This window comes from Holdemanella sp. DFI.5.55 (assembly GCF_020593575.1).
Taxonomy (GTDB): Bacteria; Bacillota_I; Bacilli_A; order Erysipelotrichales; family Erysipelotrichaceae; genus Holdemanella; species Holdemanella hominis.
The window spans coordinates 1-22,822 of the sequence record NZ_JAJDMK010000037.1 but is presented as its reverse complement, the minus strand read 5'-3'; the positions used below and the strand labels follow the sequence as shown (position 1 = coordinate 22,822).

General features: G+C 34.3%; 28 protein-coding genes. 6 read left to right on the top strand and 22 right to left on the bottom strand.

From position 1 onward, the window contains the following. Positions 1 to 82 precede the first annotated feature (82 nt). Complete coding sequence (locus LJE08_RS08380) at positions 83 to 445, top strand: DUF4186 domain-containing protein (protein WP_227402920.1); 363 nt, start codon at positions 83 to 85, stop codon at positions 443 to 445. Between the two features lie 102 nt (positions 446 to 547). Beyond that, complete coding sequence (locus LJE08_RS08375) at positions 548 to 1,858, top strand: threonine/serine exporter ThrE family protein (protein ID WP_186998345.1); 1,311 nt, start codon at positions 548 to 550, stop codon at positions 1,856 to 1,858. Positions 1,859 to 1,869: 11 nt separating this feature from the next. Here LJE08_RS08375 and LJE08_RS08370 read toward each other — a convergent pair whose 3' ends face one another. Further along, positions 1,870 to 2,619, bottom strand: coding sequence for a DUF4866 family protein (locus tag LJE08_RS08370; protein ID WP_117573763.1), 750 nt, complete (start codon positions 2,617 to 2,619; stop codon positions 1,870 to 1,872). 183 nt (positions 2,620 to 2,802) lie between these two features. On the opposite strand from LJE08_RS08370, the gene LJE08_RS08365 reads away from it, so the two are divergent. Continuing rightward, a complete protein-coding gene (locus LJE08_RS08365) occupies positions 2,803 to 3,672 on the top strand; it encodes a LysR family transcriptional regulator (protein ID WP_227402919.1) in 870 nt (289 codons plus the stop codon). Here the strand turns inward: LJE08_RS08365 and LJE08_RS08360 are convergent. Together LJE08_RS08360 and LJE08_RS08355 are read right to left on the bottom strand one after the other, a co-directional pair. Further along, positions 3,650 to 3,847 carry a hypothetical protein gene (locus tag LJE08_RS08360; RefSeq protein WP_117924359.1) on the bottom strand — a complete coding sequence of 66 codons (198 nt, stop codon included), beginning with the start codon at positions 3,845 to 3,847 and terminating at the stop codon, positions 3,650 to 3,652. The two genes, LJE08_RS08365 and LJE08_RS08360, sit on opposite strands and share 23 nt — an antisense overlap. A 71-nt stretch (positions 3,848 to 3,918) precedes the next feature. Continuing rightward, positions 3,919 to 4,944 carry a YeiH family protein gene (locus LJE08_RS08355; protein ID WP_227402918.1) on the bottom strand — a complete coding sequence of 342 codons (1,026 nt, stop codon included), beginning with the start codon at positions 4,942 to 4,944 and terminating at the stop codon, positions 3,919 to 3,921. Positions 4,945 to 5,046: 102 nt separating this feature from the next. Here LJE08_RS08355 and LJE08_RS08350 point away from each other — a divergent pair, with 102 nt between their 5' ends. Beyond that, a complete protein-coding gene (locus tag LJE08_RS08350) occupies positions 5,047 to 5,922 on the top strand; it encodes a LysR family transcriptional regulator (protein WP_217256201.1) in 876 nt (291 codons plus the stop codon). Positions 5,923 to 5,974: 52 nt separating this feature from the next. Here LJE08_RS08350 and LJE08_RS08345 read toward each other — a convergent pair whose 3' ends face one another. Beyond that, entirely contained in the window at positions 5,975 to 6,070 is a 96-nt protein-coding gene (locus LJE08_RS08345; protein WP_227402917.1) for a helix-turn-helix transcriptional regulator, read from the bottom strand. Between the two features lie 136 nt (positions 6,071 to 6,206). On the opposite strand from LJE08_RS08345, the gene LJE08_RS08340 reads away from it, so the two are divergent. Continuing rightward, the gene (locus tag LJE08_RS08340; protein ID WP_227402916.1) at positions 6,207 to 7,739 is read left to right on the top strand and encodes a hypothetical protein; all 1,533 of its coding nucleotides are present in this window, start codon (positions 6,207 to 6,209) and stop codon (positions 7,737 to 7,739) included. A gap of 194 nt (positions 7,740 to 7,933) precedes the next feature. On the opposite strand, the gene LJE08_RS08335 is transcribed toward LJE08_RS08340, so the two are convergent. The 18 genes from LJE08_RS08335 to murF all read right to left on the bottom strand — a co-directional run bounded on the left by LJE08_RS08335 (position 7,934) and on the right by murF (position 21,967). Further along, on the bottom strand, positions 7,934 to 8,149 hold the full coding sequence (locus LJE08_RS08335; protein ID WP_227402915.1) for a hypothetical protein: 216 nt from the start codon (positions 8,147 to 8,149) through the stop codon (positions 7,934 to 7,936). A gap of 73 nt (positions 8,150 to 8,222) precedes the next feature. Continuing rightward, entirely contained in the window at positions 8,223 to 8,681 is a 459-nt protein-coding gene (locus tag LJE08_RS08330) for a GNAT family N-acetyltransferase (RefSeq protein WP_227402914.1), read from the bottom strand. Positions 8,682 to 8,722: 41 nt separating this feature from the next. Beyond that, positions 8,723 to 9,517 (bottom strand): DUF5700 domain-containing putative Zn-dependent protease, encoded by a 795-nt coding sequence (locus LJE08_RS08325; protein WP_227402913.1) that lies wholly within the window; start codon positions 9,515 to 9,517, stop codon positions 8,723 to 8,725. A 45-nt stretch (positions 9,518 to 9,562) separates the two neighbouring features. Next, entirely contained in the window at positions 9,563 to 10,189 is a 627-nt protein-coding gene (nth, locus tag LJE08_RS08320) for an endonuclease III (RefSeq protein ID WP_227402912.1), read from the bottom strand. Further along, positions 10,186 to 10,725, bottom strand: coding sequence for a DnaD domain-containing protein (locus tag LJE08_RS08315; RefSeq protein ID WP_186998354.1), 540 nt, complete (start codon positions 10,723 to 10,725; stop codon positions 10,186 to 10,188). Before LJE08_RS08315 ends, nth begins: the two co-directional genes overlap by 4 nt. Further along, entirely contained in the window at positions 10,725 to 11,192 is a 468-nt protein-coding gene (locus LJE08_RS08310; RefSeq protein ID WP_227402911.1) for a hypothetical protein, read from the bottom strand. The genes LJE08_RS08315 and LJE08_RS08310 overlap by 1 nt, the downstream gene beginning before the upstream one ends. Positions 11,193 to 11,210: 18 nt before the next feature. Next, positions 11,211 to 11,891 carry a 5'-methylthioadenosine/adenosylhomocysteine nucleosidase gene (locus LJE08_RS08305; RefSeq protein WP_117924341.1) on the bottom strand — a complete coding sequence of 227 codons (681 nt, stop codon included), beginning with the start codon at positions 11,889 to 11,891 and terminating at the stop codon, positions 11,211 to 11,213. Further along, a complete protein-coding gene (locus LJE08_RS08300) occupies positions 11,888 to 12,598 on the bottom strand; it encodes a class I SAM-dependent methyltransferase (protein ID WP_186998356.1) in 711 nt (236 codons plus the stop codon). The genes LJE08_RS08305 and LJE08_RS08300 overlap by 4 nt, the downstream gene beginning before the upstream one ends. After that, positions 12,588 to 12,926, bottom strand: a complete 339-nt coding sequence (rsfS, locus tag LJE08_RS08295; RefSeq protein WP_117924337.1) for a ribosome silencing factor — start codon at positions 12,924 to 12,926, stop codon at positions 12,588 to 12,590. The genes LJE08_RS08300 and rsfS overlap by 11 nt, the downstream gene beginning before the upstream one ends. Before the next feature lie 2 nt (positions 12,927 to 12,928). Further along, positions 12,929 to 13,945 carry a nicotinate-nucleotide adenylyltransferase gene (locus LJE08_RS08290; protein WP_227402910.1) on the bottom strand — a complete coding sequence of 339 codons (1,017 nt, stop codon included), beginning with the start codon at positions 13,943 to 13,945 and terminating at the stop codon, positions 12,929 to 12,931. Then, positions 13,942 to 14,232 (bottom strand): YhbY family RNA-binding protein, encoded by a 291-nt coding sequence (locus LJE08_RS08285; RefSeq protein ID WP_117571115.1) that lies wholly within the window; start codon positions 14,230 to 14,232, stop codon positions 13,942 to 13,944. Before LJE08_RS08285 ends, LJE08_RS08290 begins: the two co-directional genes overlap by 4 nt. After that, the gene (locus LJE08_RS08280) at positions 14,232 to 15,311 is read right to left on the bottom strand and encodes a GTPase (RefSeq protein ID WP_117924333.1); all 1,080 of its coding nucleotides are present in this window, start codon (positions 15,309 to 15,311) and stop codon (positions 14,232 to 14,234) included. The genes LJE08_RS08285 and LJE08_RS08280 overlap by 1 nt, the downstream gene beginning before the upstream one ends. Further along, positions 15,304 to 15,828, bottom strand: coding sequence for a YqeG family HAD IIIA-type phosphatase (locus LJE08_RS08275; RefSeq protein WP_117924331.1), 525 nt, complete (start codon positions 15,826 to 15,828; stop codon positions 15,304 to 15,306). The genes LJE08_RS08280 and LJE08_RS08275 overlap by 8 nt, the downstream gene beginning before the upstream one ends. Further along, positions 15,829 to 17,400, bottom strand: coding sequence for an NAD(P)/FAD-dependent oxidoreductase (locus tag LJE08_RS08270; protein WP_117924329.1), 1,572 nt, complete (start codon positions 17,398 to 17,400; stop codon positions 15,829 to 15,831). It abuts the gene before it with no gap. Positions 17,401 to 17,404: 4 nt separating this feature from the next. Beyond that, complete coding sequence (locus LJE08_RS08265) at positions 17,405 to 18,418, bottom strand: acyltransferase (RefSeq protein WP_227402909.1); 1,014 nt, start codon at positions 18,416 to 18,418, stop codon at positions 17,405 to 17,407. Next, a complete protein-coding gene (gene alr, locus LJE08_RS08260) occupies positions 18,415 to 19,566 on the bottom strand; it encodes an alanine racemase (RefSeq protein ID WP_227402908.1) in 1,152 nt (383 codons plus the stop codon). Before alr ends, LJE08_RS08265 begins: the two co-directional genes overlap by 4 nt. Further along, positions 19,560 to 20,615: a D-alanine--D-alanine ligase family protein gene (locus tag LJE08_RS08255; RefSeq protein WP_227402907.1), complete on the bottom strand. Its 1,056-nt coding sequence runs from the start codon at positions 20,613 to 20,615 to the stop codon at positions 19,560 to 19,562. Before LJE08_RS08255 ends, alr begins: the two co-directional genes overlap by 7 nt. Then, positions 20,612 to 21,967 carry a UDP-N-acetylmuramoyl-tripeptide--D-alanyl-D-alanine ligase gene (murF, locus tag LJE08_RS08250; protein ID WP_227402906.1) on the bottom strand — a complete coding sequence of 452 codons (1,356 nt, stop codon included), beginning with the start codon at positions 21,965 to 21,967 and terminating at the stop codon, positions 20,612 to 20,614. Before murF ends, LJE08_RS08255 begins: the two co-directional genes overlap by 4 nt. Positions 21,968 to 22,351: 384 nt before the next feature. Here murF and LJE08_RS08245 point away from each other — a divergent pair, with 384 nt between their 5' ends. Beyond that, complete coding sequence (locus LJE08_RS08245; RefSeq protein WP_117571107.1) at positions 22,352 to 22,744, top strand: HIT family protein; 393 nt, start codon at positions 22,352 to 22,354, stop codon at positions 22,742 to 22,744. The last annotated feature ends 78 nt before the right edge of the window (positions 22,745 to 22,822 follow it).

Below are 22,822 nucleotides of genomic sequence, written 5' to 3'. Positions count from 1 at the left end.
AAGTTCGAGTCTTGTTTCAGGCGCCACTTGATTATAAAACCAGCTTAGCTGGTTTTTTTTATTATATATGTAAGGAGAAACTATGACAGAATCCGAATGGTTTGAACAACTTTTTAATCGCTTATCCCACTCCAAATTTAGAAGCAGCTTTCATCTGAAACAAAAAGATAAGGAGTATATACAAGCCAAAGGAATAGACACCATCGAAAAACATGCCATAGATTTTGTCGAAAAAAGATTAGCTCCAGCCTATATCCCCAACGATGGGAAACAAACACCTTTCAAAGGACACCCTGTATTCATTGCTCAACATGCTACTGGCTGTTGTTGCAGACAATGTTTATATAAATGGCATAAGATCAAACCCAATCAGCCACTAGGCCCCAAACAAAAAGCATATATTGTTAAAGTATTAATGACATGGATTCATAAAGAAGTCGATTAATTTGACTTCTTTTTTTAGTTGACTATACTATTCATGGAATTAAATATCGAATATATATTTATACTATGCGTATTATATATAAATGATATAGGAGATGATCTTATGAACAACCATATGGAAATTCCGTGGCACGAATATACGAACAAAGATTCAAAAGTTAAGATTGAAAATGCAAGTCTTACAGAAAAATCCTCCATTATAGGAAGAATTGGATTGATGCTTTTAGCCTGTGGTACAGGTGCCTGGCGAGTAAGAAGTTCAATGAACACCATTGCTAGTGAATTAAATATTACATGTATTGCCGACATTGGACTTACAAATATTTCCTACACATGCATTGATGGAATTGAGTCTCACGCACAATCCTTGTCTTTGCATAATACAAGTGTTAACACATCTAAACTTGCTCGTATGGAAGACTTTGTCTATCACTTTAAAGATGAATGTAAAACATGCACATGCAATGAAATTCACAATCAATTAGACCAAATCGAAAGCATTCACTCTAGTTACTCCCCCATTATTCTAGGATTAGCTGCAGCCCTTGCCTGTAGCTGTTTTACCTTTCTACTTGGTGGAGGCCCCATTGAAATGCTTTGTGCCTTTGTGGGGGCAGGACTTGGCAATGCACTTCGAATGAAACTCATCAAACATAATTACACCCTATTTTTAAATGTCGCTGCCAGTGTTTCTTTGGCCTGTCTTGTATATGCCTTATTATTTAATTTTTTAGAAACCTATTTTGGCATATCCACACAACACGAAGCTGGATACATCTGCTCTATGCTTTTCATTATTCCAGGCTTTCCCTTCATCACAAGCGGTATTGACTTAGCTAAATTAGATTTACGATCCGGTCTAGAAAGACTAGCCTATGCCATTATTATTATTTTAGCTGCCACACTTACTGCATGGATCTGTGCTTTAGTCTTACATCTTCAACCCGTTGATTTTGTAAAATTACACATTCCAACATCAACTAAGTTACTTTTAAGACTATTAACCAGTTTTGGAGGTGTCTTTGGATTCTCCATTATGTTTAATAGTTCAAAAAAAATAGCCGCCAGTGCCGGATGCATTGGAGCCATCGCAAACACATTACGACTAACACTTGTCGATTTATCTTTACCTGCTGCAGCCGCAGCCTTTATTGGCGCATTAGCAGCCGGACTACTTGCCTCCATGATCAAAGGAAATACAGGATATCCTAGAATTGCGATAACCGTACCATCCATTGTGATTATGGTCCCAGGCCTATATATGTATCGAGCTATCTATAATCTCGAACTCACATCCACCATGTATATTGGAGCTAACTGGCTCATTCAATCTTTATTGATTGTTTTAGCTCTTCCAATGGGACTTATATTTGCCCGTATCTTAACCGATCCCTCATTTCGATATTGTACATAAAAACGCTGAACTTAATCGTTCAGCATTTTTTGTATACATTCATATAAAATACTATTTGAAACTTCAATATTCTTTTCTAAATTATGTTCGAAATGTGTAAATGGCAAGAATACACCAACACAATACTTTCCTTTAAAATCACCACAATAGAAGAATGCATTATACAACAAATCTTCAAGCTTCATCATAGAATCCCATAAGCCAGAATAAATTTGTGCATCACTTAACTTTTCATGAAGCTCTTCAGGCATTTCTTGGACAACCAAGATACCTAAATGCGATTCATTTTGAATAGTTTGAATGGACATGTCCTCTTTAAAACTATGCTGTTCTAAAAAGCCATACGCTAAGTATCGATTTTTTTCTACAAGCTTTGTAAACATATGCCTCTTTGATTCAGAAATATGAATATCACTTTCTATAATATTTCCATCCTCATCACTTAAAAGAATCGGATTCTCTTTTCCCTTATCGTTAAATCGCAATGGAATCAAAAATGCATTTCTTAATAAATCAAACATACTGTTACCGCATACAGCCATTAAAAATGCCGACAGATCTTTATTTTTATATGCAGTAAATAGTGCATTGGTAAATACTTGTTTATCCACAAGTACCCTTTCTTCTTCTACGCTTGAATCCTCATCACAGGCAACACCTTCATAAAAGGCATCCATTAGTCGTTTACAGGCTCTAGGATCCTTGACAATTTTATCAAACAAAGCCTCCGCCTTTTCTTCCCTAGGAAAAATTGTTGGCATGATTCTCACTTCTTTTCTAATCCTTTCGGCAAACAGATACAAGAGGTCTTCCTTTAACACACTTTTTGTATCTGTTTTGATGGCTTGCCTATTCAGACTAAAAATATTATACTAACTCCAAGAAAATATGTGAAATGTATATTTTAAATATATATTATACAAAAATTATATGGAGGTTATAACATGACACTAGACTATTACCGCATCTTTTACTATGTGGCTAAATATAAAAGCTTTTCAAAAGCCGCTCAAATCCTACATAACAACCAACCCAACATCTCTAGAACCATGAACAACATAGAAAGTGAATTTGGATGTAAGCTTTTAGTACGCTCTCATTCCGGTATTACCCTAACACCCGAAGGTGAACAACTCTATGAACATGTTGCGATAGCCATTGAACAACTTTACCAAGGAGAAAGTGAAATCCTTTCAAATAAAACCTTAGAACATGGACATATATCAATTGGTGTAAGTGAAACGGCTCTAAATATCTTTTTATTGTCCAAACTTGAACAATTCCACAAAGCCTATCCACAAGTCAAAATCAAATTATCCAACCACTCCTCTATTCAAGCTGTTGATGCCTTAGAAAAAGGTATTGTCGATATTGCGATTGTCACAAGTCCAATCAATATTAAAAAGCCATTACGTGCAACTTCACTCTATTCCTTTGAAGAAGTCTTGATTGGTGGAAAAGAATATGAAAGCTTAAACAACCAGATTCTAGACATTCAACAAATCTCGTATTATCCATTTATCACCTTAAGCAAAAATACAAGTACATATATCTATTATTCAAACTTATTTTTAAATCACCAAATCCCTTTTCATACCGATTTAGAAGTGGCTACTGCCGATCAAATACTTCCATTAGTCAAACACAACCTTGGCATTGGATTCTATCCTAAAGAATTAATTTCTAAGGATTCTGATATTTTTGAAATTCAAACAAATATAAAAAATCCTGAACGAGATATTCTTCTTGTCCAGGATGCAAGTCGTGCAACCAATATTGCCACACGAAAATTTATTGATACTCTTTCTTTATAATTGAATCCATTGCCAGGCAAGCAAGTCCTATTCCTAACATTCCGAATTCGGAACGGATATCAATTTGATTCAGTACAGAAAGAACGGCAACTCCAATTCCCATCGCAAGTGCAACTGCCTTTAAAATAAGGTGTGCCATTGCGTTCATATCCATTTTTTCTACTTCATTTTGCATATTGTCATAACCCCTTTCGCAAACGAGCCTTATTGTATCATTACATACAATTTTTCTCAAGTTATGAATTTTTACCAAATATGCATTATATACTGCATGATAAGACTTACAATTGTGATACCACACCAACAGACTGCACCAACCGCAATCGGCTTACCACCCGTTTTGATCAACTGGATTACATTGCTGTTAAGTCCAATGGCCGCCATAGCCACAATGATCAAAAACTTAGATAATTCTTTAAGTGGTGCAAATACATTAGAGTCTACTCCAACATTTACACAAATCGTTGTAAAAATAGCCGCCAAAATAAAATAAAGTATAAACATTGGAAAGGCACGTTTCAAACTAAAGTTTGATGCTTGTCTTTCTTTTTTTGCACGAATAAAAGATAGTCCTAGTGTAATTGGAATAATCGCTAAAGTTCTTGTCAACTTTACAGTTACTGCCTTATTTAATGTGGCACTACCAAGATTAAACATACTATCCCAAGTCGACGCAGCAGCTGTTACACTTGATGTATCATTAATAGCCGTTCCTGCAAAAATACCAAACGCATCGCCATGCATGGTATCAAAACCCAAAGCCTTCCCTAAGATAGGAAAGAAAATAGCTGCCAATACATTAAAAAAGAAAATAACCGCAATGGATTGGGCAATCTCATCATCATCCGCATCAATCACAGGGGCTGTTGCCGCAATGGCAGAACCACCACAAATAGATGATCCAACACCGACAAGTATTGATGTATTTGTAGGTACTTTTAAAACCTTCTTCATAATCCACGCAAGTACAAGTGAAATAGTAATCGTACAAACAATGATAGGTAAAGACTGTTTCCCTGTCTCAAAAATAACACCTAAATTCATTCCGAAACCAAGCAATACAACCGCTGTTTGTAAAATCACTTTAGAAGACCATTTAATACCAGCTTCTGCATTTTGTTTATCACTCCAAAACATCGCAATGATCATACCTGCAAGAATTGCGATGACAGCTCCACCAATGACCGGAAACATTTTTCCGATGATCCATGATGGAATGGCAATCAAAAGACAAATCAAAATGCCTTTTCCATATTTATTTATAAAATTCATTCAATAATCCCTCCATGAAGAGAATTTTATCACTATACAACAATAAGGTAAAATTATATAATTCTATCGAATAATAATATTTTCTTATCATTAGAGGTACATATGCTAGATTATCGAACTGAAACATTTCTTACTGTATGCAAAACATTAAATTTTACAACAGCTGCCAAACAATTAAATATCACACAGCCTGCTGTATCGCAACATATTCATTTTTTAGAAAAACAATACAATACAATCCTATTCAATTATAAGAATAAAGAATTAAGTCTAACTCCATCTGGTCAAATACTATATAAACACTTATTAACAATGAAGAATAATGAACAAGCTTTAATGAATGAACTCAACAATATTACATCCAACATTGAAACTCTCTCCATTGGAGTAACTATGACCATCGGTGAATATGCGATTGTAGATAAATTGGCAAACTTTATTCAAAATCATCCAGAAATCAACATCCACCTTCACTATGGCAACACATCTAAACTGCTCGAATTACTTGACCATGGACAAATCAGTATGGCTATTGTCGAAGGAAATTATCCAAAAGAAAACTATTCTCATAAAAAATATAGCACAGAAGACTATATTGCTGTCTGTGCTACATCCCATCAATTTAATAAAGAACCCCATACCATTCATGATCTAATATCTGAACATCTTTTAGTGCGTGAAGAAGGTTCTGGAACAAGAAACATTCTTGAACAAAGCTTAATTGCGCATGGTTTACACATTTCAAATTTTATACATTATACGCAAGTAGAAAATATGCATACCATCATGAATCTATTGAAAAAAGATTGTGGAATCTCTTTTCTATATAAGATAGCTGTAGGAAAAGAATTAAAATCAAAAGAACTCAAAGAAATTACTTTAGATGATTTTAAGTTACAACACGACTTTGACATCATCTGGGAAAAAGAAAGTATCTATGCTGATAAATATCTATCAATCAGTAAAGAATTTATTTAACTTCCTTTAAAATTTCTTCAGCAGTGACTCCAAATTGCTTAGCTAAAGCCATTCAATTCGTTGTACTTGGATCCGATGTACCACTTTCCCATTTTGATTCAGTCTGTCTTGAAACACCTAAAGACTCTGCCTCAAATTCTTGAGTCATTTTACTGTTAAAGTCAGAATGCTCGTGACTTTAGTCATGAGATGAATGACGTATGTAACTGGTTTTCAGCTGTTTCTATACGTGAACCATGATATAATATATATGTAGAATGCATCGTAAAAAAGGAGATTTCGATATGTATACAGTACGTTTTCAATTGGAACTAAGTGGATCTGAAAAACGTTTTTTGTCGAAGTCTTTTTTCTATGCGAATCAGATGCATAATCAGTTGGTTCGATATGCTACAAACCGTTTGAATGCTTTATTTCATGATAAAGAATATATGGGTGCACGCAAAGCTTATGGAGAAGATGAATATTCTAAAAAGAAAGGATCTGAACTATCAGCTTCAGAAAAGAAGAAGAAAAAAGAATTGTCAAATATCATGTGTATTAAACAAAAAGAGTATAATCTTACGAAGACTTCTTTGTGTAAGTTCGTATCCAAAGAACAAAAGAAATACAAGAACTACATCAACTCTCATCAGGCACAGGCAGAAGCTGAAGCTGTATATAAGGGAGTAGAAAAGATTCTTTTTGAAGATGGATGTCATCTTCATTATCGAAGATATAATAGTTTCGACTGCATCAAACAAAAATGTGCTGCAACAGGAGTGCGTCTTTTAAGATGGGATACCATATGTTTTATGAAGCACTATTTTAAAGTGCGTATTCCAGAAGATGAATATATTCAGAACATCATTTCATCTGTTGATTTAAAAGAAGATGTTGTTTATTCATTTTTAAAGAGGATAGAATTCAACAGTGGATTCGAATATTATGTAGTGATCACACTTCGAGGTGATGCACCAAAACGAATTAAACTATCTGAAGATGGCGGACATCGTACAGGTGTTGACTTTGGAACTTCTACGATTGCGACAGCCTCAAACAACGAGGTCCATCTGGAAGAACTGGCTCCAGAATCAGCCAAATATGAAAAGGAAATTCGCCATAAACAGAATCTGGTGGATGCCTCTATGCGAAAACATAATCCAGAAAACTACAACAAGAATGGTACAGTCAAAAAGGGAAAGCACAAGTGGGAAACAACAAGAAGGTGCAGACGTCTGAAACGACAGATACGCGTGCTCTATCGAAAACAATCTGCTTACATTAAGACTTCGCATCATACCTTTATCAACAGAGTCGTTCAGAACACAAGCGAATTCATCCTTGAGCCAATGAACTTCAAAGCTCTGCAAAAGAAATCAAAGAAGACTAAAAGACAGGATAAAGCCGTATCCATTAAGCAAAAAGACGGCTCTTTTAAGATGGTACGCAAATACAAACGCAAAAAACGTTATGGACGCTCCATCAAGAACCGTTCTCCAGGTCTTATGCAGGCTGATTTAAAAACAAAGGCAACACAGTATGGAATTCCATACTACGAAATAGATATTCATCAATATCGTGCTTCTCAACTTCACCATGATACGGGTGAATACATTAAACCTGCACTTAACGAAAGGTTTAAAACGATTGAAGGATGTAAAGTACAAAGAGATTTGTATTCTGCCTTTCTGATTTGTCATACTGACGATACATTGACTGCCCCTGATTTTAAAGCCTGTCATCTTGACTTTACACATTTTGTAAAGCTGCAGGATACATTGATTCAAAATATGAAAAAATGCGGACACACAATGAAACCATGCTTTGGATTCTAGCATAAAGAATCTCTCATCCAGTCAGGTCTAAGGCGTAAGCCCTGCTGGATGCAGTATGAGTATACAGAGTACAGTCCACATGGATTGGAAATGCTCGAAAAACAAGAGCTATGCAAAGACTATATGCAAGGTCTAGAACCATGCTGAAAGCTTTGCGATGCTCCATTTCTCGCATTGTGAGAAAGAGAATCTCGTCATTTTAATGATGAGAGTACGTCAAGTTGCGTACGATATCTTTTAATCACTTCTCCAAGTGACTTTGCACTTTCTGCTTTCTCTTTTCTAACAGGTTCAGATTTAATATATTTCTTTAATGCCCTAACAACCAACACAAATAAGTATATGAATGCGACACCAACTACAAAATACATCAACAAAAGAATATAAGCTATAAATACACTTGCCTTCATAATACATATTTCCTCCTTTTCACCATCATTATATTGATTTTATTGCGGTTGCTCTACCAACTATTTGTCAACTTTACAATGCCATCACATAGATTTGACAAGGATTATTTTCATCCCATAACGAATTCAGGACTTCAAATTCTTTAAACCCTAATGAACTATAAAATCGATTTGTACAATCATAATCTTCATACATACCCATCTTCACTGTTTTTACCTGGATAAACGAATATCCACTTTCCTTTATACTTTCCTTTGCGTATTCAAATAGTGCTCTTCCAATTCCTTTACGATGATATTCTTTTAACACACCCATTACAGCTAGTTCAACTGTATCTTTACCTGTTTGTTTAAGATATAAAAAACCAACAACCTTATCCTTTTCCATAGCACAAAAGAAATCTTTTCCTACACTATCAAGAATATATTCTTCGCGTGCTTCTACAATTCCAAACCACTCAGGTAATGATTCTAATATAGCTCTTGTGATTTTCTTTTTTTCTTCATCATCTACAACTTTAATAATCTTCATATTCATACTTCCTTTACTGTTGGCTAAAAATTAAATCTAGTTTATATACACTTTCTCGCAAAGCCATGATAACCTTGATCAAACAATTCCTTTAGTCTTGCATATCCACCTAATTGCCACTGTTTAGCTAAATACAACATTCCACACATACATGCATATTTATCATAATAATTTCCAAAGTTGGCTTCATAAATGTATTGTTCTTGCGATTGTGGATTTGTTTCCATCAAAGCTAACTTCATTCTATTTATGGATTGAATATAAATGTCTTCTAACTTTTCCCACTCAACACTATTAATTTCTTGTTGATTATAGGAAACAAGATGTGCAAATCCTTCATTAAATGTAATCGCATCGAGTTTATTTATATAATTTCCAAATTGTTCACTTTCTTCAATATCTGTATAATACTTCCCAATCAACACATGAAATAATTCATGGGTTAAAAGGTTCTGTGAAAGTTTGGATAATGAAATCTTGCCAACATATTTTTCCCAACACAATAAATCAAAGATCATATGATGTCTTTCATTCAAATCTTTAAGTACAAACGCATCATTAGGTTCTTTGCAACCTACAACTAAATCCAAGATAATATTATCTAAATCTTTTTGCCAATCCTTAAACAAGATATCCCAGATTCTTTTGTTGCAAGGAATAAAATCGCATATATGATTTATGATTTCATCTTTTATCTTAGAAACGATTTCTGCTTTATCTTTTTCAGGCTCTTGAAATATGCTTCTATCGGCCTGCCTATAAATGAATAAAGATGAGAATTTACTAATATTTTCCCCATTTAAATAAGCATCCACAATTTCGATATTTATAATCATATTCTATTCTCCTATATATAGAAAAACACTACGACTGTAGTGCTATTATTTCTCATATTTATCTTTCTTACAAAAGCTTTTAAAAGGACATCTTTCACATTCTGGATTTCTTGAATGACAAAGATAACGCCCAAAAAATATAAAGTCATGATGACCTTGATTCCATCTTGAACGATCGATTTTTCGTTTTAGTTTTTCCTCAACCTTTTCAACCGAATCATTATATTTGGCTAAACCCAAACGCTTACTGACACGATTGACATGGGTATCTACCGCAAAGCTAGGAATATCAAAAGCTACACTACGAACGACATTCGCTGTCTTTCTTCCAACACCTGCTAAAGACATTAAATCCTTATATGTGTAAGGTACTTGGTCATGATATCTTTCAACTAGATCTTTACTTAAATTCGAAATCGAACGAGCCTTATTGCGATACAAACCAATTCTTTTTATGTATGGCTCTAATTCAGAAACATTGGCTTTTGCCATCTTTTCTGCCGTAGGATACGCTTTAAATAATGCAGGCGTTACCTTATTAACCATCGCATCGGTTGTTTGTGCACTAAGTACGACCGCAACAATCAATTGAAATGGGGATTCATGATACAATTCGCACTTGGCATCTGGAAAAATCTTCTCCATTTCATCCAAAATTTCATTCGCATTCATCGCTTGCCATTCTCCAAATCTTCAGTCGATAAACCTTTTTGTTGCCAATTCTGAAGAATTCTTTCAATATAATTTAAATCGCAAACTTCATTACATACAGCTTCATTTAACGCACAAATCACACGACGCTCATCATACATACTGGCCATATCAATAATCCTTTGCATTTCCGTTGAAGATAGTGGACGCGCAAATTCCATTTCAAACTGCTCTAATAAAGAACGATCAATGGAAGTATCACTGGCTTTAGAAAGTTCAAAGATACCTTCAATATTAAAAATCAAAGATCCATTCGCATAGTCTAAAGTCAAATAGCCTTTATCCGATAATTCTGTAAAAATATCTTCCACTTCATCCACACCGATTTTTAATTTTTCACTAATCAATTCATGATCAATTGAAATATGCTGCTGGTTGAAAAAATCAATCAACAATACGACCAATATTTCTTTGGGTTCTAAAACCAAATTTTGTAGATGATCAATGATCCAAGTTCTACGATCTACATAAGGTGCATTAAAATCAAAATCAGCCATTATCGTATCCCCCTTTCATAAACACGTTCAAAACTATCATAATCCAATAAAATCAATTTATTCGATCCACGAATCTCATATACCGGATTGTTGTAGCCATATCCAAGTGCAATCGAATCACACTTGATGTTATAGTTCTTTTTCGCAATGCGTTTTGCCTTTTTATAATTCAAAGTTTCAATATCTCTTGAAGTAATCAATTCAGACTTCGCATTGTACCAATACAAAGTTGTATCATCATATCCCTGATATGTTGTGTAATCAAAGACATGCTCACTCAAGCCTTGGATATTCTTATTTTGTTTAATTATTTTTTCAATTCTTTGCGTATAAATCTGTTCCTTAACGCGATTCGGTCCACTAATAAACTCAGACCAAATCAAAAGTAATACAAGAACAAGAATGATGACCAATGCCATTGTTGTTGTTGTTCCATGCTGTCTTTTACGCTTATGCTTTAGTCCCATTCTTACCCCTCCTTTTTACTATATACGCATCAACCAATTTTCAATCAATTTAGCCGATTGTGCACTTGCTTTAGAAACATAGGTTGAAAATTCCATTGGATTTTCATTATGATGCACAACATCACTAAGTGAACGCACAATCACAAATGGAATATTAAACTGTGTGGCAACAGCACCAATCGCTCCTGCCTCCATTTCTGAACAAATTGAGTCTGGAAAATTATTCATTAATTTTTCAAAATCTTCATCTCTAGACATAAATAAGTCTTGAGAAGCAATTGTACCTACATGATAGCGAATCTGCATAGCGTTTGCCGCTTCAATACAACTTTGGCTCAATTTTTCATGACTATTATACACCAATCCAACACCAGAAGGACCATCTAATGGACTTGTATCATAATCGGCTTGTACAACCTTATCACTAATCACAATATCCAACACTTGCTCATCCTGCGTTAATCCACCAGCTGTACCCACATTAATAATGCTGTCGATATTTCCTTGCATACACAAAATTGTACAAGACATAGCTGCATATGCCTTACCTACACCACTCTTACATAAGACTACATCTTTACCTTGCCATTTTCCATATGTTAATGTGCATCCCGCAATTGTCTTCGTATGATCTACTAAGTCCATACGCTTTTCAAATTCATGAATCTCAGCATCCATTGCCGCTACAATACCAATCATTCTTGTACCTTCTTTCTACATACATAAAAATACTTTTCACCAGGCGCAATCCCCTCAATATCAAAATCCGTTGTGACTTTTAAAACATCAAAATATTTCGACAAAGTATCACTCAACCATATTGGATCATATACTCTTTGAATATGATGCTCCTGAACCACTTTGTCTTTCATATAAAACGCAAAATCCTGATATACATAATCATCTTCTGCCATAATTGACCATTGATATTGACAACCATCTTCAAAAGCACCTGTCTCATTATATTCCGTATCAAATTCATCTAAACGATCTAACGAATGTGTATCGAAGAAGAAAAGTCCACTTGGTTTTAAATGTTGACTCACTTCATGAAAGAACGCATCAATTTCTTCTTTCTCTAAAATATAGTTAAAACTATCACACAAACAGAAAATACCAGAATAAGATCCTAAATTACTTAAATTACGCATATCTTGACATAAGAATTGAATGGAACCCTCTAAGTTTTTACTCTTAGCCTGCTTCACCATTTCTTCACTCAAATCAAGTGCTGTCATCGTATAGCCTTTTTTTACGAGCATCTCAGTAATCTCACCACTACCACACGCAAGTTCTAAACAATCACAAGGTGCAAGTTCACTCTCAATCCAAGATACCCATTCTCTAGATGCCTCTTCATCTTTTACTAAAGCATCATAATAATGTGCCAATGTATTATAAATCATACGTTTTTACTGGAACATCCGAATATAAACGATCCAGATTATAAACCTGCCTTTCTTCATTCACAAATAAATGGACTACAACTTCTTTTAAATCAATTAAAAGCCATTTTGAACCAGAGTCACCCTCAATATGCATATCCCCCAAATATCCAGCTTCTCTTAAACGATCCTTAATGTTTTGTGCAATCGCATTATTCTGACGAATATTTGTAGTCGAACAAACAATCATTGAATCCATAAATGGAGTCAAACTCGTTACATCATATACACGTACATCTTGTGCTTTCTTTTCACAGATCGCATGAACTACAATATCTAAAATTTCCATGTTTATCCTCTCTTTAAATACTCACGATTTTGTTGAACCACCAAATCAAATCCTTCTTTAATATCTTTGTTGCAAATCTCAATCAATTTAGTAGAATCATATCCACGCAAAGGATCTAATTTATCTGCACAAAATACCATCATCGCATATGGATCTTGACTCGTTCCTAATACATGATGATAAATCGCATTATAAATAATTGGATTTTCAATTAAAAAGATATCTTTCGTGACAGCAGCCCCGACAAAACCATGCCATACAGCTACAGGATATTCCATGTTTTCAGGACACACACTCTGCATCCATTTTAACATTTCATCCTTTGGCATATATTTAGCTATATCATGAAACAAACCAATATAATACGCAATATGCATATCATACCCATTGTCCAACGCAAACTCTTCACAAAGTCGAGCAACCGATAAAGAATGTTTATATCTTTTTTCTGTCAATCTAGAAGCCACAAAATCCTTCACATACAATCGATTTCGATAGATATAACGCAACACTTCTTCAGGCAAATAATTCAACTTATTTCCCATTCGAATCTCTGAACTAGAAACAGGAACTGCCGGCATTGTCATACACGCAATATCATACTTTGAATCAGAAAGCTTTCCATCCCTATCAAAACATACAAAATGAGCCATCTTCACAAGTTCATTCGGATTGTGCCACTTGTCAAACTGCATCAATTGATCATTTCCTATGATCCAATAAAATTCATGTTCCGGATATGTTTCAATCAATTTCTTTAGCGTATCATACGTGTAACTTTTACCTGCTCTTTCAAGTTCTAGTGTACAAACTTTAAATTTCGGGTTTTTCTTAACCACCAAATCAATCATAGCTAAACGCTCTTGATCCAATGTCAGATCATGATCTTTTAAAGGCGTACTAGACGTTGGCATAAACCATACTTCATCTACACCTAATCCCTGCAAAGACTGATTGGCCATTTGAATATGCCCATCATGTATAGGATCAAAAGAACCTCCTACAATGGCAATTCTCATTTTTTAAGCCCCAATTTATTTTCTTTACTTCTTCTATACAACAAGAAAGTATGTCCTACAATATGAACCACTTCACTACCTGTTGCACTTGCACACTCAATAGCTGCCTCACGAACATCGACTGGACATGTCTTTAATAAATTACATTTTACTAATTCATGTGCCTCCAATGAATCGGATAAAGTATCCATTAAATTATCACTTAAACCATCTTTTCCAATTTGGAATAACGATCTATACTCCATTCCTAATTTTCTTAAATATTTTTTATTTTGACTCGTTAACATTAAATCATCGCCTTTCTAAACGTTACCTGAATACCTTTATGTACTTTTACATATACATCTTTTACTTGTCCACTAATACAGAACCATCCAATACCATGAATACAAACATCCATCTTTTCTCCCTCAAGTTTAGGAGCATGGAACGTATGCATCGTTAATAAGGATGTATCTACGCATGGCACTAACATACCATTTAAATGTTTTTGCCACAACGCATCCGCATTACTTAATTTTCCTCTATGAATCGATAAAGAACGAGAGAAATATCCAACTACCGTTGCCTTACCACTCACTACCACATCAAGTCTTGCTAGTCCTGCAGCCGCAAAGGACTGATCCTCAAAAATTTGCGAAACAAATGGTCGAATTGGTTTTGTTGGAATGACCGTCTTTAAATCTTTAGGCTGTAAATGCGTTAATAAAGAATGCGTATTCTCAATACCGGGCGTATCATAAATTGTATAATCCTCAAAAGGAATTGGAACTAAATCTAATGTAGTCCCTGGATTTTGAGAAGTCGTTAAATCTTTCGATGCCAATAAATGATTCAATACAGTGGATTTTCCTGCATTGGCAACACCCATAAAAATCACATTTCGATTCTTACGATATTTCAAAATCGCATTCACAATACGTGATGAATATTCTCTAGATTTATCATTTTCCTTTAATAGATAGCCACAAATCACAATATCCTTTACAACAATATTTTCTTCGTGAAGACGATGCTTTACAAAGTTAATGATTTTTTCATCTGTTAAAGTTGTTGGCAAGACATCACGCTTCGTTAATACCATCACAATATCTTTGCCTGGAAGTTTTTGATTCAAACGCGAAATTAAGTTAGCCTCAAACGCAAATAAATCCACAACCCAGAAAACCACACCATCGATTTTATTTATTTTTTCTAATGTTGCGTTGGATTCAATTCCCTGCTGCATATTGATTGTCACATCGCCATAATGACGAATGCGATAACATCTTTGACAATAAGAAGCATCTAAAGTAGGAACATAGCCTAATGCATTTTCATCTTCGTTTTGTAGTAAAACACCACAACCCTTACAATATTTAGTCATCAAAGTCACCTCGCTTCAATAATTTTTTCTTTTCTAAATAACCATATATTAATTCTTCAAAGAAACGAAATACTTTTGTGATATTTCGATCCTTTATCGCAATAGGAGCCGTTAAAATTGTATAAAACCCCCAAATATTTCCACCCAATATATCCGTATACATTTGATCACCTAATATCGCAATCTGATTTGCCTTTAGGCCATGGTCTCTCATTGCCTTTTTAAAACAAAATGGAAATGGTTTACACGAAAATGGATATATATTTGAAACTGGAAGATGCTTACCAAAATTCTTACCTCTAGAACTTGGTGAATTTGAACATAGTGCAACCTCAATTCCATTCATTTTTAATTTATTTATAAAATCAATCACATCCTGATTTGGACATTCTTCATCATACGCCACAAGCGTATTGTCAATATCACACAGAAGTAATTGAATTCCCATTTCATGAAGTTTTTGAATGTTCAAAGTTTTAAAACTTTGAACATAATAATTCGGAGCAAATATATTCATTTAAAACTCCCCTTTGGCAAAGTATTCAATCAAATGCTCGGCACTACGAATACCATCAATAGCACTTGTCATAATGCCACCTGCATAGCCACTACCTTCACCGCTTGGATAGATACCTTGAATATTCGAAACATAAGATTCTTTATCACGAACTAAACGCACGCTGCTACTACTTCTTGATTCCACACCACTTAATATGGCTCCACCAGAAACAAAGCCAGGCACTTTCTTTTCAAAATGCTCTAACGCCTCATGCAAGGCTAGATTGACTTCTTTAGAGAATAAATCGTTCAAATCACAAAACGTTGTACCAATCGAATAGGTTGGTAATACGGATTCAAATTGATTTGATATTTTATTTTCTAAATAATCCTTCGCAAGTTGTACGCATGCCTTATAATCGTGTCCCATTTTAAAAGCTTTCTTTTCCAAGTCTTCCTGATATTTTAACCCGGCAAACAATTCATTACCATAATCTGAATCATTGATTTGCACAAGCAATGCACTATTGGCATTTTCTCCACTACGACTCGCATAAGACATTCCGTTCACAACCAATTGATCTTTTTGACATGAACTTGGAATAACGTAGCCACCTGGACACATACAGAATGTATATACACCTTTTGAATTGGATGCCGTATACGTCAATTGATAACGCGCTGGAATCAATCTTTCATCTTGACTATATTCATGAAGCATAGCCTCATTGATATAATTTTGTTTATGTTCAATACGAACACCAACCGCAAACGGTTTATTTTCGACATGAATACCATGTTGATGAAGCATTAAAATGGTATCACTTGCACTATGTCCAGTCGCAAGAATTAAAGCATTACAACCTATCCATTGTTGATTGAAATAGATTTGTTTCAAAGTACCATTTTCCACTTTAATATCTTCTAACTTTGTATCAAAATAGAAAGTTCCTCCCAAACGTTCAATTTCTTCACGACAATTTCGAATAATCGCCAAGAAGGCATCTGTACCAATATGAGGATGCTGATCAATTAAAATATCAGACTTTGCCCCAAAAGAAACAAGTTCCTCTAATACTTTACGACATAATGAATCTTTCGATCTTGTCGTTAACTTTCCATCACTAAAAGCACCCGCGCCACCTTCTCCAAATTGAACATTGCATTCTTCATCCAATTGTCCATTTTCCCAAAAAGTTTCTACTTTTTGTTTACGAACATCTACTTTTGATCCTCTTTCTAAAACAATCGGTTTATAGCCAGATTGTGCAAGAATCAGAGCTGCAAACATACCTGCAGGACCAAACCCAACAACAACGGGTCTAGCCAATAATGCATGTTTTCCACTCATTACTGGATGATACGTTTCATCTGGTGTTAGAGAAACGTCTTTTAGCTTTAAAAGCTTCTTTTCATTTTTAACTTTACAATCTACGACATACGAAAATAAGACCTTCTGGTGACGTGCGTCCACACTTTTTCTATGTACGTGCCACTGCAAAAGGTCTTCTTTACGGATTCGCAGTTTTTTTAAGATTTGTGCCTCAATTTCATTTTCATTGGCACATTTCACCTGAAATAATCGAATCATAAGCTTACAGTAATTTTTTTAAAATCGGATATTGATCCTGATAACGCGTCACAAAACCTGCCAAACATTGTGCACATGCCAAAGTTAAGAAATAAACAACTAAATGTGCATGTGGCATCAATGCCAAGAAGATTTTGGCAAACAAAATATGTGAAGTATAAATCATCAATGAATCATGACGTAAAATCGTAAACATTTTACGATATGGAATATTGACCTTTAATAAATAATTCACTAAGAAATAAATAGCGGGAACCAAACAAATATACATACTTGTTAAATCTCTTAAAATACCGAAATGGCGATATAAAGATACTTCCGCAAAGAATAATACAAAACTAATCAAGAAACCAATCAAGCTAACCTTTTTAGGCAAGCGACGCGTTCTTGAAAGTAATAACCCAATCGCAATGAACATAGGACCAAAGAAAATTCCATTTCTTGCGGTTGACAATGTTTTTGTAAAGAAACCAAAGAAGAAGGATATACCTGGAATACTTTCCCAAATTGGTGTATATACATTAATCAAGTAACCTACAAAATATAATATAAACGTAATCAACAATGTGAAATTCAAGCCTTTTTTCTTATACAAACAATAGACAATTACGTCCGCTAACATTAAGGCTGGTAAAAACCACAAGTGATAATAACTTCCATTCAAGAAAAAATCTCTTACATATGTAAATAAATACTTAATATGAAAACCCGTGTGCGTATAATCAAAAATCGTATATGGCAAATAAATAATTGTCCAAATCAAATAAATTCGAAATAAACGAATCAATGCCTTCTTTAAACGAGTCTCATTTAAATCTTCATTTTCTGAATCATAGTTTCTAAAAAAGAAGAATCCACTTGTCGTAAAAAAGAATGGAACTGCCAAACGACATACAGTATGAATAAAGTACGTATTAAATGTTTCAGAAATTTCTAAAAAAGGAAATGTATGAATACATACAACTAATAAAGCCGAAACATAGCGTGCAATATCTATCGATGCATACTGTCTTTTCATGAGCGCACCTTTAATCTAGGTACACGCGAAGAAATCGAAGTTAGTGTCTCATTGTTGATAGTCTTAGCCGTACGACTAATTTGATCTACAGTAACGACTTCATTTCCTTGATGACCTACGATACACACTACATCGCCCTCTTTTACATCATCTACATCTGTAACATCAATCATACATTGATCCATACATAAGTTTCCAATCAATTTACATCTTTGGCCATGTACTAACACTTCAAATCCCTGATTCGATAAAAGGCGTGGTAAACCATCCGCATATCCAATACTCATTGTTGCAACTTTTGTTGGTTTTTCAGCCACAAAATGACGACCATAACTTACACTTTGTCCAGGATATATCCATTTCACCAAACTAACATTGGCATACATAGACATAATTGGAATAAAGTCTGGATTTGTTTGGATTGGAATTTGATCATCACTCGTCACACCCATATAAAGTAGACCTGGTCTACAATATTCATATTCCAGCTCTGGATAGTTTAAAATTCCATAACTATTTTGAAGATGACGAATACCTGGATCAATACCTTGAGATTTCAACAAATCAACAACTTCATCAAACAATTGAATTTGTTTGGTCGTAAATGATCTACAATTCTCATCCAAACAATCACTCACAGGGAAATGCGAGAAGATGCCTTCTACACATAGATTTTCCATATGATACTCTTCATAAATATCTTCTATATGTTTATCTTGTTCTTGATAAACAATTCCCGTTCTGCACATACCTGTATCTACTTTACAATGACAACGAATCTTTACATTGTTTTCCTTGGCATACACATTTAATTCTCTTGCATATTCAATAGAAATCAAAGATTGAACAATATTTTGTTCATGAAGATAGTGAAAATGCATACTAGGTGTATACCCTAATATTAGGATATTATCTTGAATCCCTGCATTTCTTAAGTTCAAAGCCTCATCCACACTCGAAACGCCAAAATAATCCACTCCACATTTTTGTAAAGCCTTAGCACATGCGACATCACCCAAACCATACGCATTGGCTTTGACGATACCCATAATTTTTGTTTTCTTTACGAGCTTTCTTACTTCTTCTACATTATGCGCAATCGCATCATAGTCGATTTCTGTCCAAGCCCGACTATAAGATTCTAACATGCTCCAATAGTCCTTTGCATAGCTAATTCAATTAGCTTATCAATTAAATCCGCAAATTCAATTCCAGCTTCTTTCATCATAGAAGGATAACGAGAAGTAGCCGTTAATCCTGGAATTGTATTCAATTCATTTAAAATCACTTCTTTATCTTCTGTCACAAACATATCTACTCGTGCCATACCACAGCAGTTCATCGCAATATATGTTCTACGAGCTAATTCTTGTGCTTCTTTAAATGTTTTTTCATCAATACGAGCCGGACAATAAATAGCTGCTCCCTTCATTTCATACTTACCTTCAAAATCAAAGAATCCACCATTAATTTCAATTTCATCCACTGATCCTGTAAAGATTTCTTCATTTCCCATAACAGCACAACCAATCTCAAAGCCTTTAATTACTTTTTCAACTAAGATCTTACCGCGACCATCATAGAAGAAAGCATCTTTACATGCACTTTCAAATTCTTCTTTATCATTTACAAAATGAACCCCATAGCTACTTCCTGCATTGCATGGCTTAACAATCCATGGTAATGGAATCTCTTCTTGAATCTGTTCAAATGTAGGATTTTCTTGATTTGCGTATAAACAAATATAATCTGCACACGGAATATTTGCTTCCTTACAAAGAATATGCATGATTTCTTTGTCCATTGACATCGCACTTGACATTACATCACAGCCTACATAATGAATATTCATCAACTCAAGCAATCCTTGAATCAATCCATCTTCTCCATTTTTTCCATGTAGTACTGGGAATACACAATCCAATTCAATCACTTTGTTTGAACCATCCAAAGGCATGATTCCACCATTTACCCATGCACAAGATACACAAGTTTCTTCACTTTGCCATGTATCATGTTCAATCGAATCCACATCTCCATTATATAAATAGAAATGTCCATTTTTATTAATTCCAATTAAAGTCATATCATAGTTATCAGCATGAATCTGACGTAAAAAAGAAGCGACAGAATGCAATGAAACAGAGTATTCACTACTTTGTCCTCCAAATATGACACCTAAACGTAATTTACTCATTGTTTTTTCCCCCTAAATGCATCTACTAACGTATCCATTTTCATAGCTCTTGAACCCTTGATCAAAACAATACAATCTTGATCTAACAAAGGTTTAACAGCTTCATATATCTCATCTTTTGTTTCATACCACTTTCCATTAAAACCATCACTTGTTTCTTTAGAAAGAGGACCCGTACAATATAGTTCGTCTACACCTTTTTGTTTAGCGTATTCGCCCACATCAAAGTGCAATTGTTTTTCTTCACTTCCAAGATCTAACATATCCGATAAAATGGCGATATGTTTTTGCGCAGGCAATTCCATCAATGTATCGATAGCTGCCTTTGCGCTTTCTGGATTTGATTTATACGTATCATCTAAAATATACGCATTTGAAACTGGAATTAGCTGTGTACGCATCTTTGTCATTTCTAAATCAGCCAATCCTTTTAAAATAGATTCCTCTTTTAATTGACAAGCCTTTGCGATAAAAATACACGGTAATGCGTTCATAGCCTGAAAATCACCAAATGCACGCAAATAAACAGGTGCATCTAGAATATTACAGTTAAAAACAATTCCTTCTTTATCATATTTAATATCACTTGTGATAGAAACATCTCCACCTTGACCAAAAGATACGATTTTCTTATTTTCTGTATTCAAAGTAGGAAGAACCTGTTTTATTTCTTCACTTTCATGATTATAAAGGAATAAGCCATTTTCTTTTAATCCCTCTAAAATTTCACATTTTGCCTGAGCAATCTGAAGTCTACCGCCCAAATTTTCCATGTGAGCTGAACCTACAGAAGTAATCACAGAAATATCAGGCTGTGCAATGGAAGTCAACTGCGTAATTTCGCCTTTGTTTTCCATACCCATTTCTAAAATCGCAACTTCAATATCTTCATCAAAGTCAAAAATAGTTAATGGAAGACCAATTTCACTGTTACGATTTCCCTGTGTTTTTTGTGTTTTTTTCTCTTGTGAAAAAATACTATACAACATATCTTTACAACTAGTTTTTCCGTTAGAACCCGTTACACCAATTACTAATGGACGTAACTCATCTAAATACGCTTTCGCAAGATCTTGCATAGCTTTAAGCGTGTCATCAACTAAAATAACTGGAAAATTCGGATATGGAAGATGATCCTTTTGCCACAAACTAATCAAAGCGCCATCTTCAATTGTTTGTTTGGAAAATACATGTCCATCTACTCTTTGACCAATAATTGGTACATATAAAACATCTTTTGTCACCTGTCGTGAATCAATCACAACACCATGTATTTTTCTTGTATCATCAATATCACCATGCACATTTGCATGCATTATATTTGTTATTTCCTGAATGGTTTTTACAATCATCTCAAAACCTCCGCTTAGTTTACATTATAGCATAAAACTAGTTCTCAATATTTATAATTCATGAAAAATCCAAATTTTCCCATTTTTGACACTCGCAATCACTATCAATTTTGTAAAATGAGCCAAAAAAAACAAAAAAGTGGGGTGAAAATACTACTTTTTTATTAAATCACATATTTTCCCACACTTTTCACATTTTATTTGACACAACTTATGGTATACTTCTATACAAGCAAGGAGTTTGAAGACCTTGCCGGTATGAAATCAGTAAATGATATTCATACTATTTTCTATCCCCTTATTGAAAAGCCAGACACCCCCTTAGTCTGGCTTTTCATTTTATCTAAAACGATGTATTATTTTTAATAAGGAGGACGTATACTTATGTGTATTTTTTGTATGATCGCTAATGGTGAAATTCCAAGCAATAAAATCTATGAAGACGAAAGTGTTATCGCTTTTCTAGACATCAACCCTACTTCTTATGGACATACGCTTGTTGTCCCAAAAGAACACTGTGATTCTTTTTTAGATTGTCCAGATGAAACCCGCAACCATGTATTTGAAGTTGCTAGTAAGCTTGCCAACAAATTGGAACAAACTCTACATTGTGATGGCATCAACATTTTAAGTAATGTGCATGAAGCTGCAGGACAAAGTGTTAACCATTTCCACGTTCATTTGATTCCACGTTATAAAGATAACGATAGTGTTACCATTGAATTTCATGAAATTGAAAAACCAGATTTTGAAGAATTAATGAATAAACTAAAATAAAGAAGTCAATTTGATTTGACTTCTTTCAGACTGTTGACAAAGTGACTGTCGACAGTCTTTTTAAAATCTGATAGAATA

Bases quoted from the DNA above. Each gene is read 5' to 3' on its own strand.
- LJE08_RS08380 (WP_227402920.1), top strand. From the start codon at position 83: ATGACAGAATCCGAATGGTTTGAACAACTTTTTAATCGCTTATCCCAC.
- LJE08_RS08375 (WP_186998345.1), top strand. From the start codon at position 548: ATGAACAACCATATGGAAATTCCGTGGCACGAATATACGAACAAAGAT.
- LJE08_RS08370 (WP_117573763.1), bottom strand. From the start codon at position 2,619: ATGCCAACAATTTTTCCTAGGGAAGAAAAGGCGGAGGCTTTGTTTGAT.
- LJE08_RS08365 (WP_227402919.1), top strand. From the start codon at position 2,803: ATGACACTAGACTATTACCGCATCTTTTACTATGTGGCTAAATATAAA.
- LJE08_RS08360 (WP_117924359.1), bottom strand. From the start codon at position 3,847: ATGCAAAATGAAGTAGAAAAAATGGATATGAACGCAATGGCACACCTT.
- LJE08_RS08355 (WP_227402918.1), bottom strand. From the start codon at position 4,944: ATGAATTTTATAAATAAATATGGAAAAGGCATTTTGATTTGTCTTTTG.
- LJE08_RS08350 (WP_217256201.1), top strand. From the start codon at position 5,047: ATGCTAGATTATCGAACTGAAACATTTCTTACTGTATGCAAAACATTA.
- LJE08_RS08345 (WP_227402917.1), bottom strand. From the start codon at position 6,070: ATGACTCAAGAATTTGAGGCAGAGTCTTTAGGTGTTTCAAGACAGACT.
- LJE08_RS08340 (WP_227402916.1), top strand. From the start codon at position 6,207: ATGTATACAGTACGTTTTCAATTGGAACTAAGTGGATCTGAAAAACGT.
- LJE08_RS08335 (WP_227402915.1), bottom strand. From the start codon at position 8,149: ATGAAGGCAAGTGTATTTATAGCTTATATTCTTTTGTTGATGTATTTT.
- LJE08_RS08330 (WP_227402914.1), bottom strand. From the start codon at position 8,681: ATGAAGATTATTAAAGTTGTAGATGATGAAGAAAAAAAGAAAATCACA.
- LJE08_RS08325 (WP_227402913.1), bottom strand. From the start codon at position 9,517: ATGATTATAAATATCGAAATTGTGGATGCTTATTTAAATGGGGAAAAT.
- nth (WP_227402912.1), bottom strand. From the start codon at position 10,189: ATGAATGCGAATGAAATTTTGGATGAAATGGAGAAGATTTTTCCAGAT.
- LJE08_RS08315 (WP_186998354.1), bottom strand. From the start codon at position 10,725: ATGGCTGATTTTGATTTTAATGCACCTTATGTAGATCGTAGAACTTGG.
- LJE08_RS08310 (WP_227402911.1), bottom strand. From the start codon at position 11,192: ATGGGACTAAAGCATAAGCGTAAAAGACAGCATGGAACAACAACAACA.
- LJE08_RS08305 (WP_117924341.1), bottom strand. From the start codon at position 11,891: ATGATTGGTATTGTAGCGGCAATGGATGCTGAGATTCATGAATTTGAA.
- LJE08_RS08300 (WP_186998356.1), bottom strand. From the start codon at position 12,598: ATGATTTATAATACATTGGCACATTATTATGATGCTTTAGTAAAAGAT.
- rsfS (WP_117924337.1), bottom strand. From the start codon at position 12,926: ATGGAAATTTTAGATATTGTAGTTCATGCGATCTGTGAAAAGAAAGCA.
- LJE08_RS08290 (WP_227402910.1), bottom strand. From the start codon at position 13,945: ATGAGAATTGCCATTGTAGGAGGTTCTTTTGATCCTATACATGATGGG.
- LJE08_RS08285 (WP_117571115.1), bottom strand. From the start codon at position 14,232: ATGTTAACGAGTCAAAATAAAAAATATTTAAGAAAATTAGGAATGGAG.
- LJE08_RS08280 (WP_117924333.1), bottom strand. From the start codon at position 15,311: ATGACTAAATATTGTAAGGGTTGTGGTGTTTTACTACAAAACGAAGAT.
- LJE08_RS08275 (WP_117924331.1), bottom strand. From the start codon at position 15,828: ATGAATATATTTGCTCCGAATTATTATGTTCAAAGTTTTAAAACTTTG.
- LJE08_RS08270 (WP_117924329.1), bottom strand. From the start codon at position 17,400: ATGATTCGATTATTTCAGGTGAAATGTGCCAATGAAAATGAAATTGAG.
- LJE08_RS08265 (WP_227402909.1), bottom strand. From the start codon at position 18,418: ATGAAAAGACAGTATGCATCGATAGATATTGCACGCTATGTTTCGGCT.
- alr (WP_227402908.1), bottom strand. From the start codon at position 19,566: ATGTTAGAATCTTATAGTCGGGCTTGGACAGAAATCGACTATGATGCG.
- LJE08_RS08255 (WP_227402907.1), bottom strand. From the start codon at position 20,615: ATGAGTAAATTACGTTTAGGTGTCATATTTGGAGGACAAAGTAGTGAA.
- murF (WP_227402906.1), bottom strand. From the start codon at position 21,967: ATGATTGTAAAAACCATTCAGGAAATAACAAATATAATGCATGCAAAT.
- LJE08_RS08245 (WP_117571107.1), top strand. From the start codon at position 22,352: ATGTGTATTTTTTGTATGATCGCTAATGGTGAAATTCCAAGCAATAAA.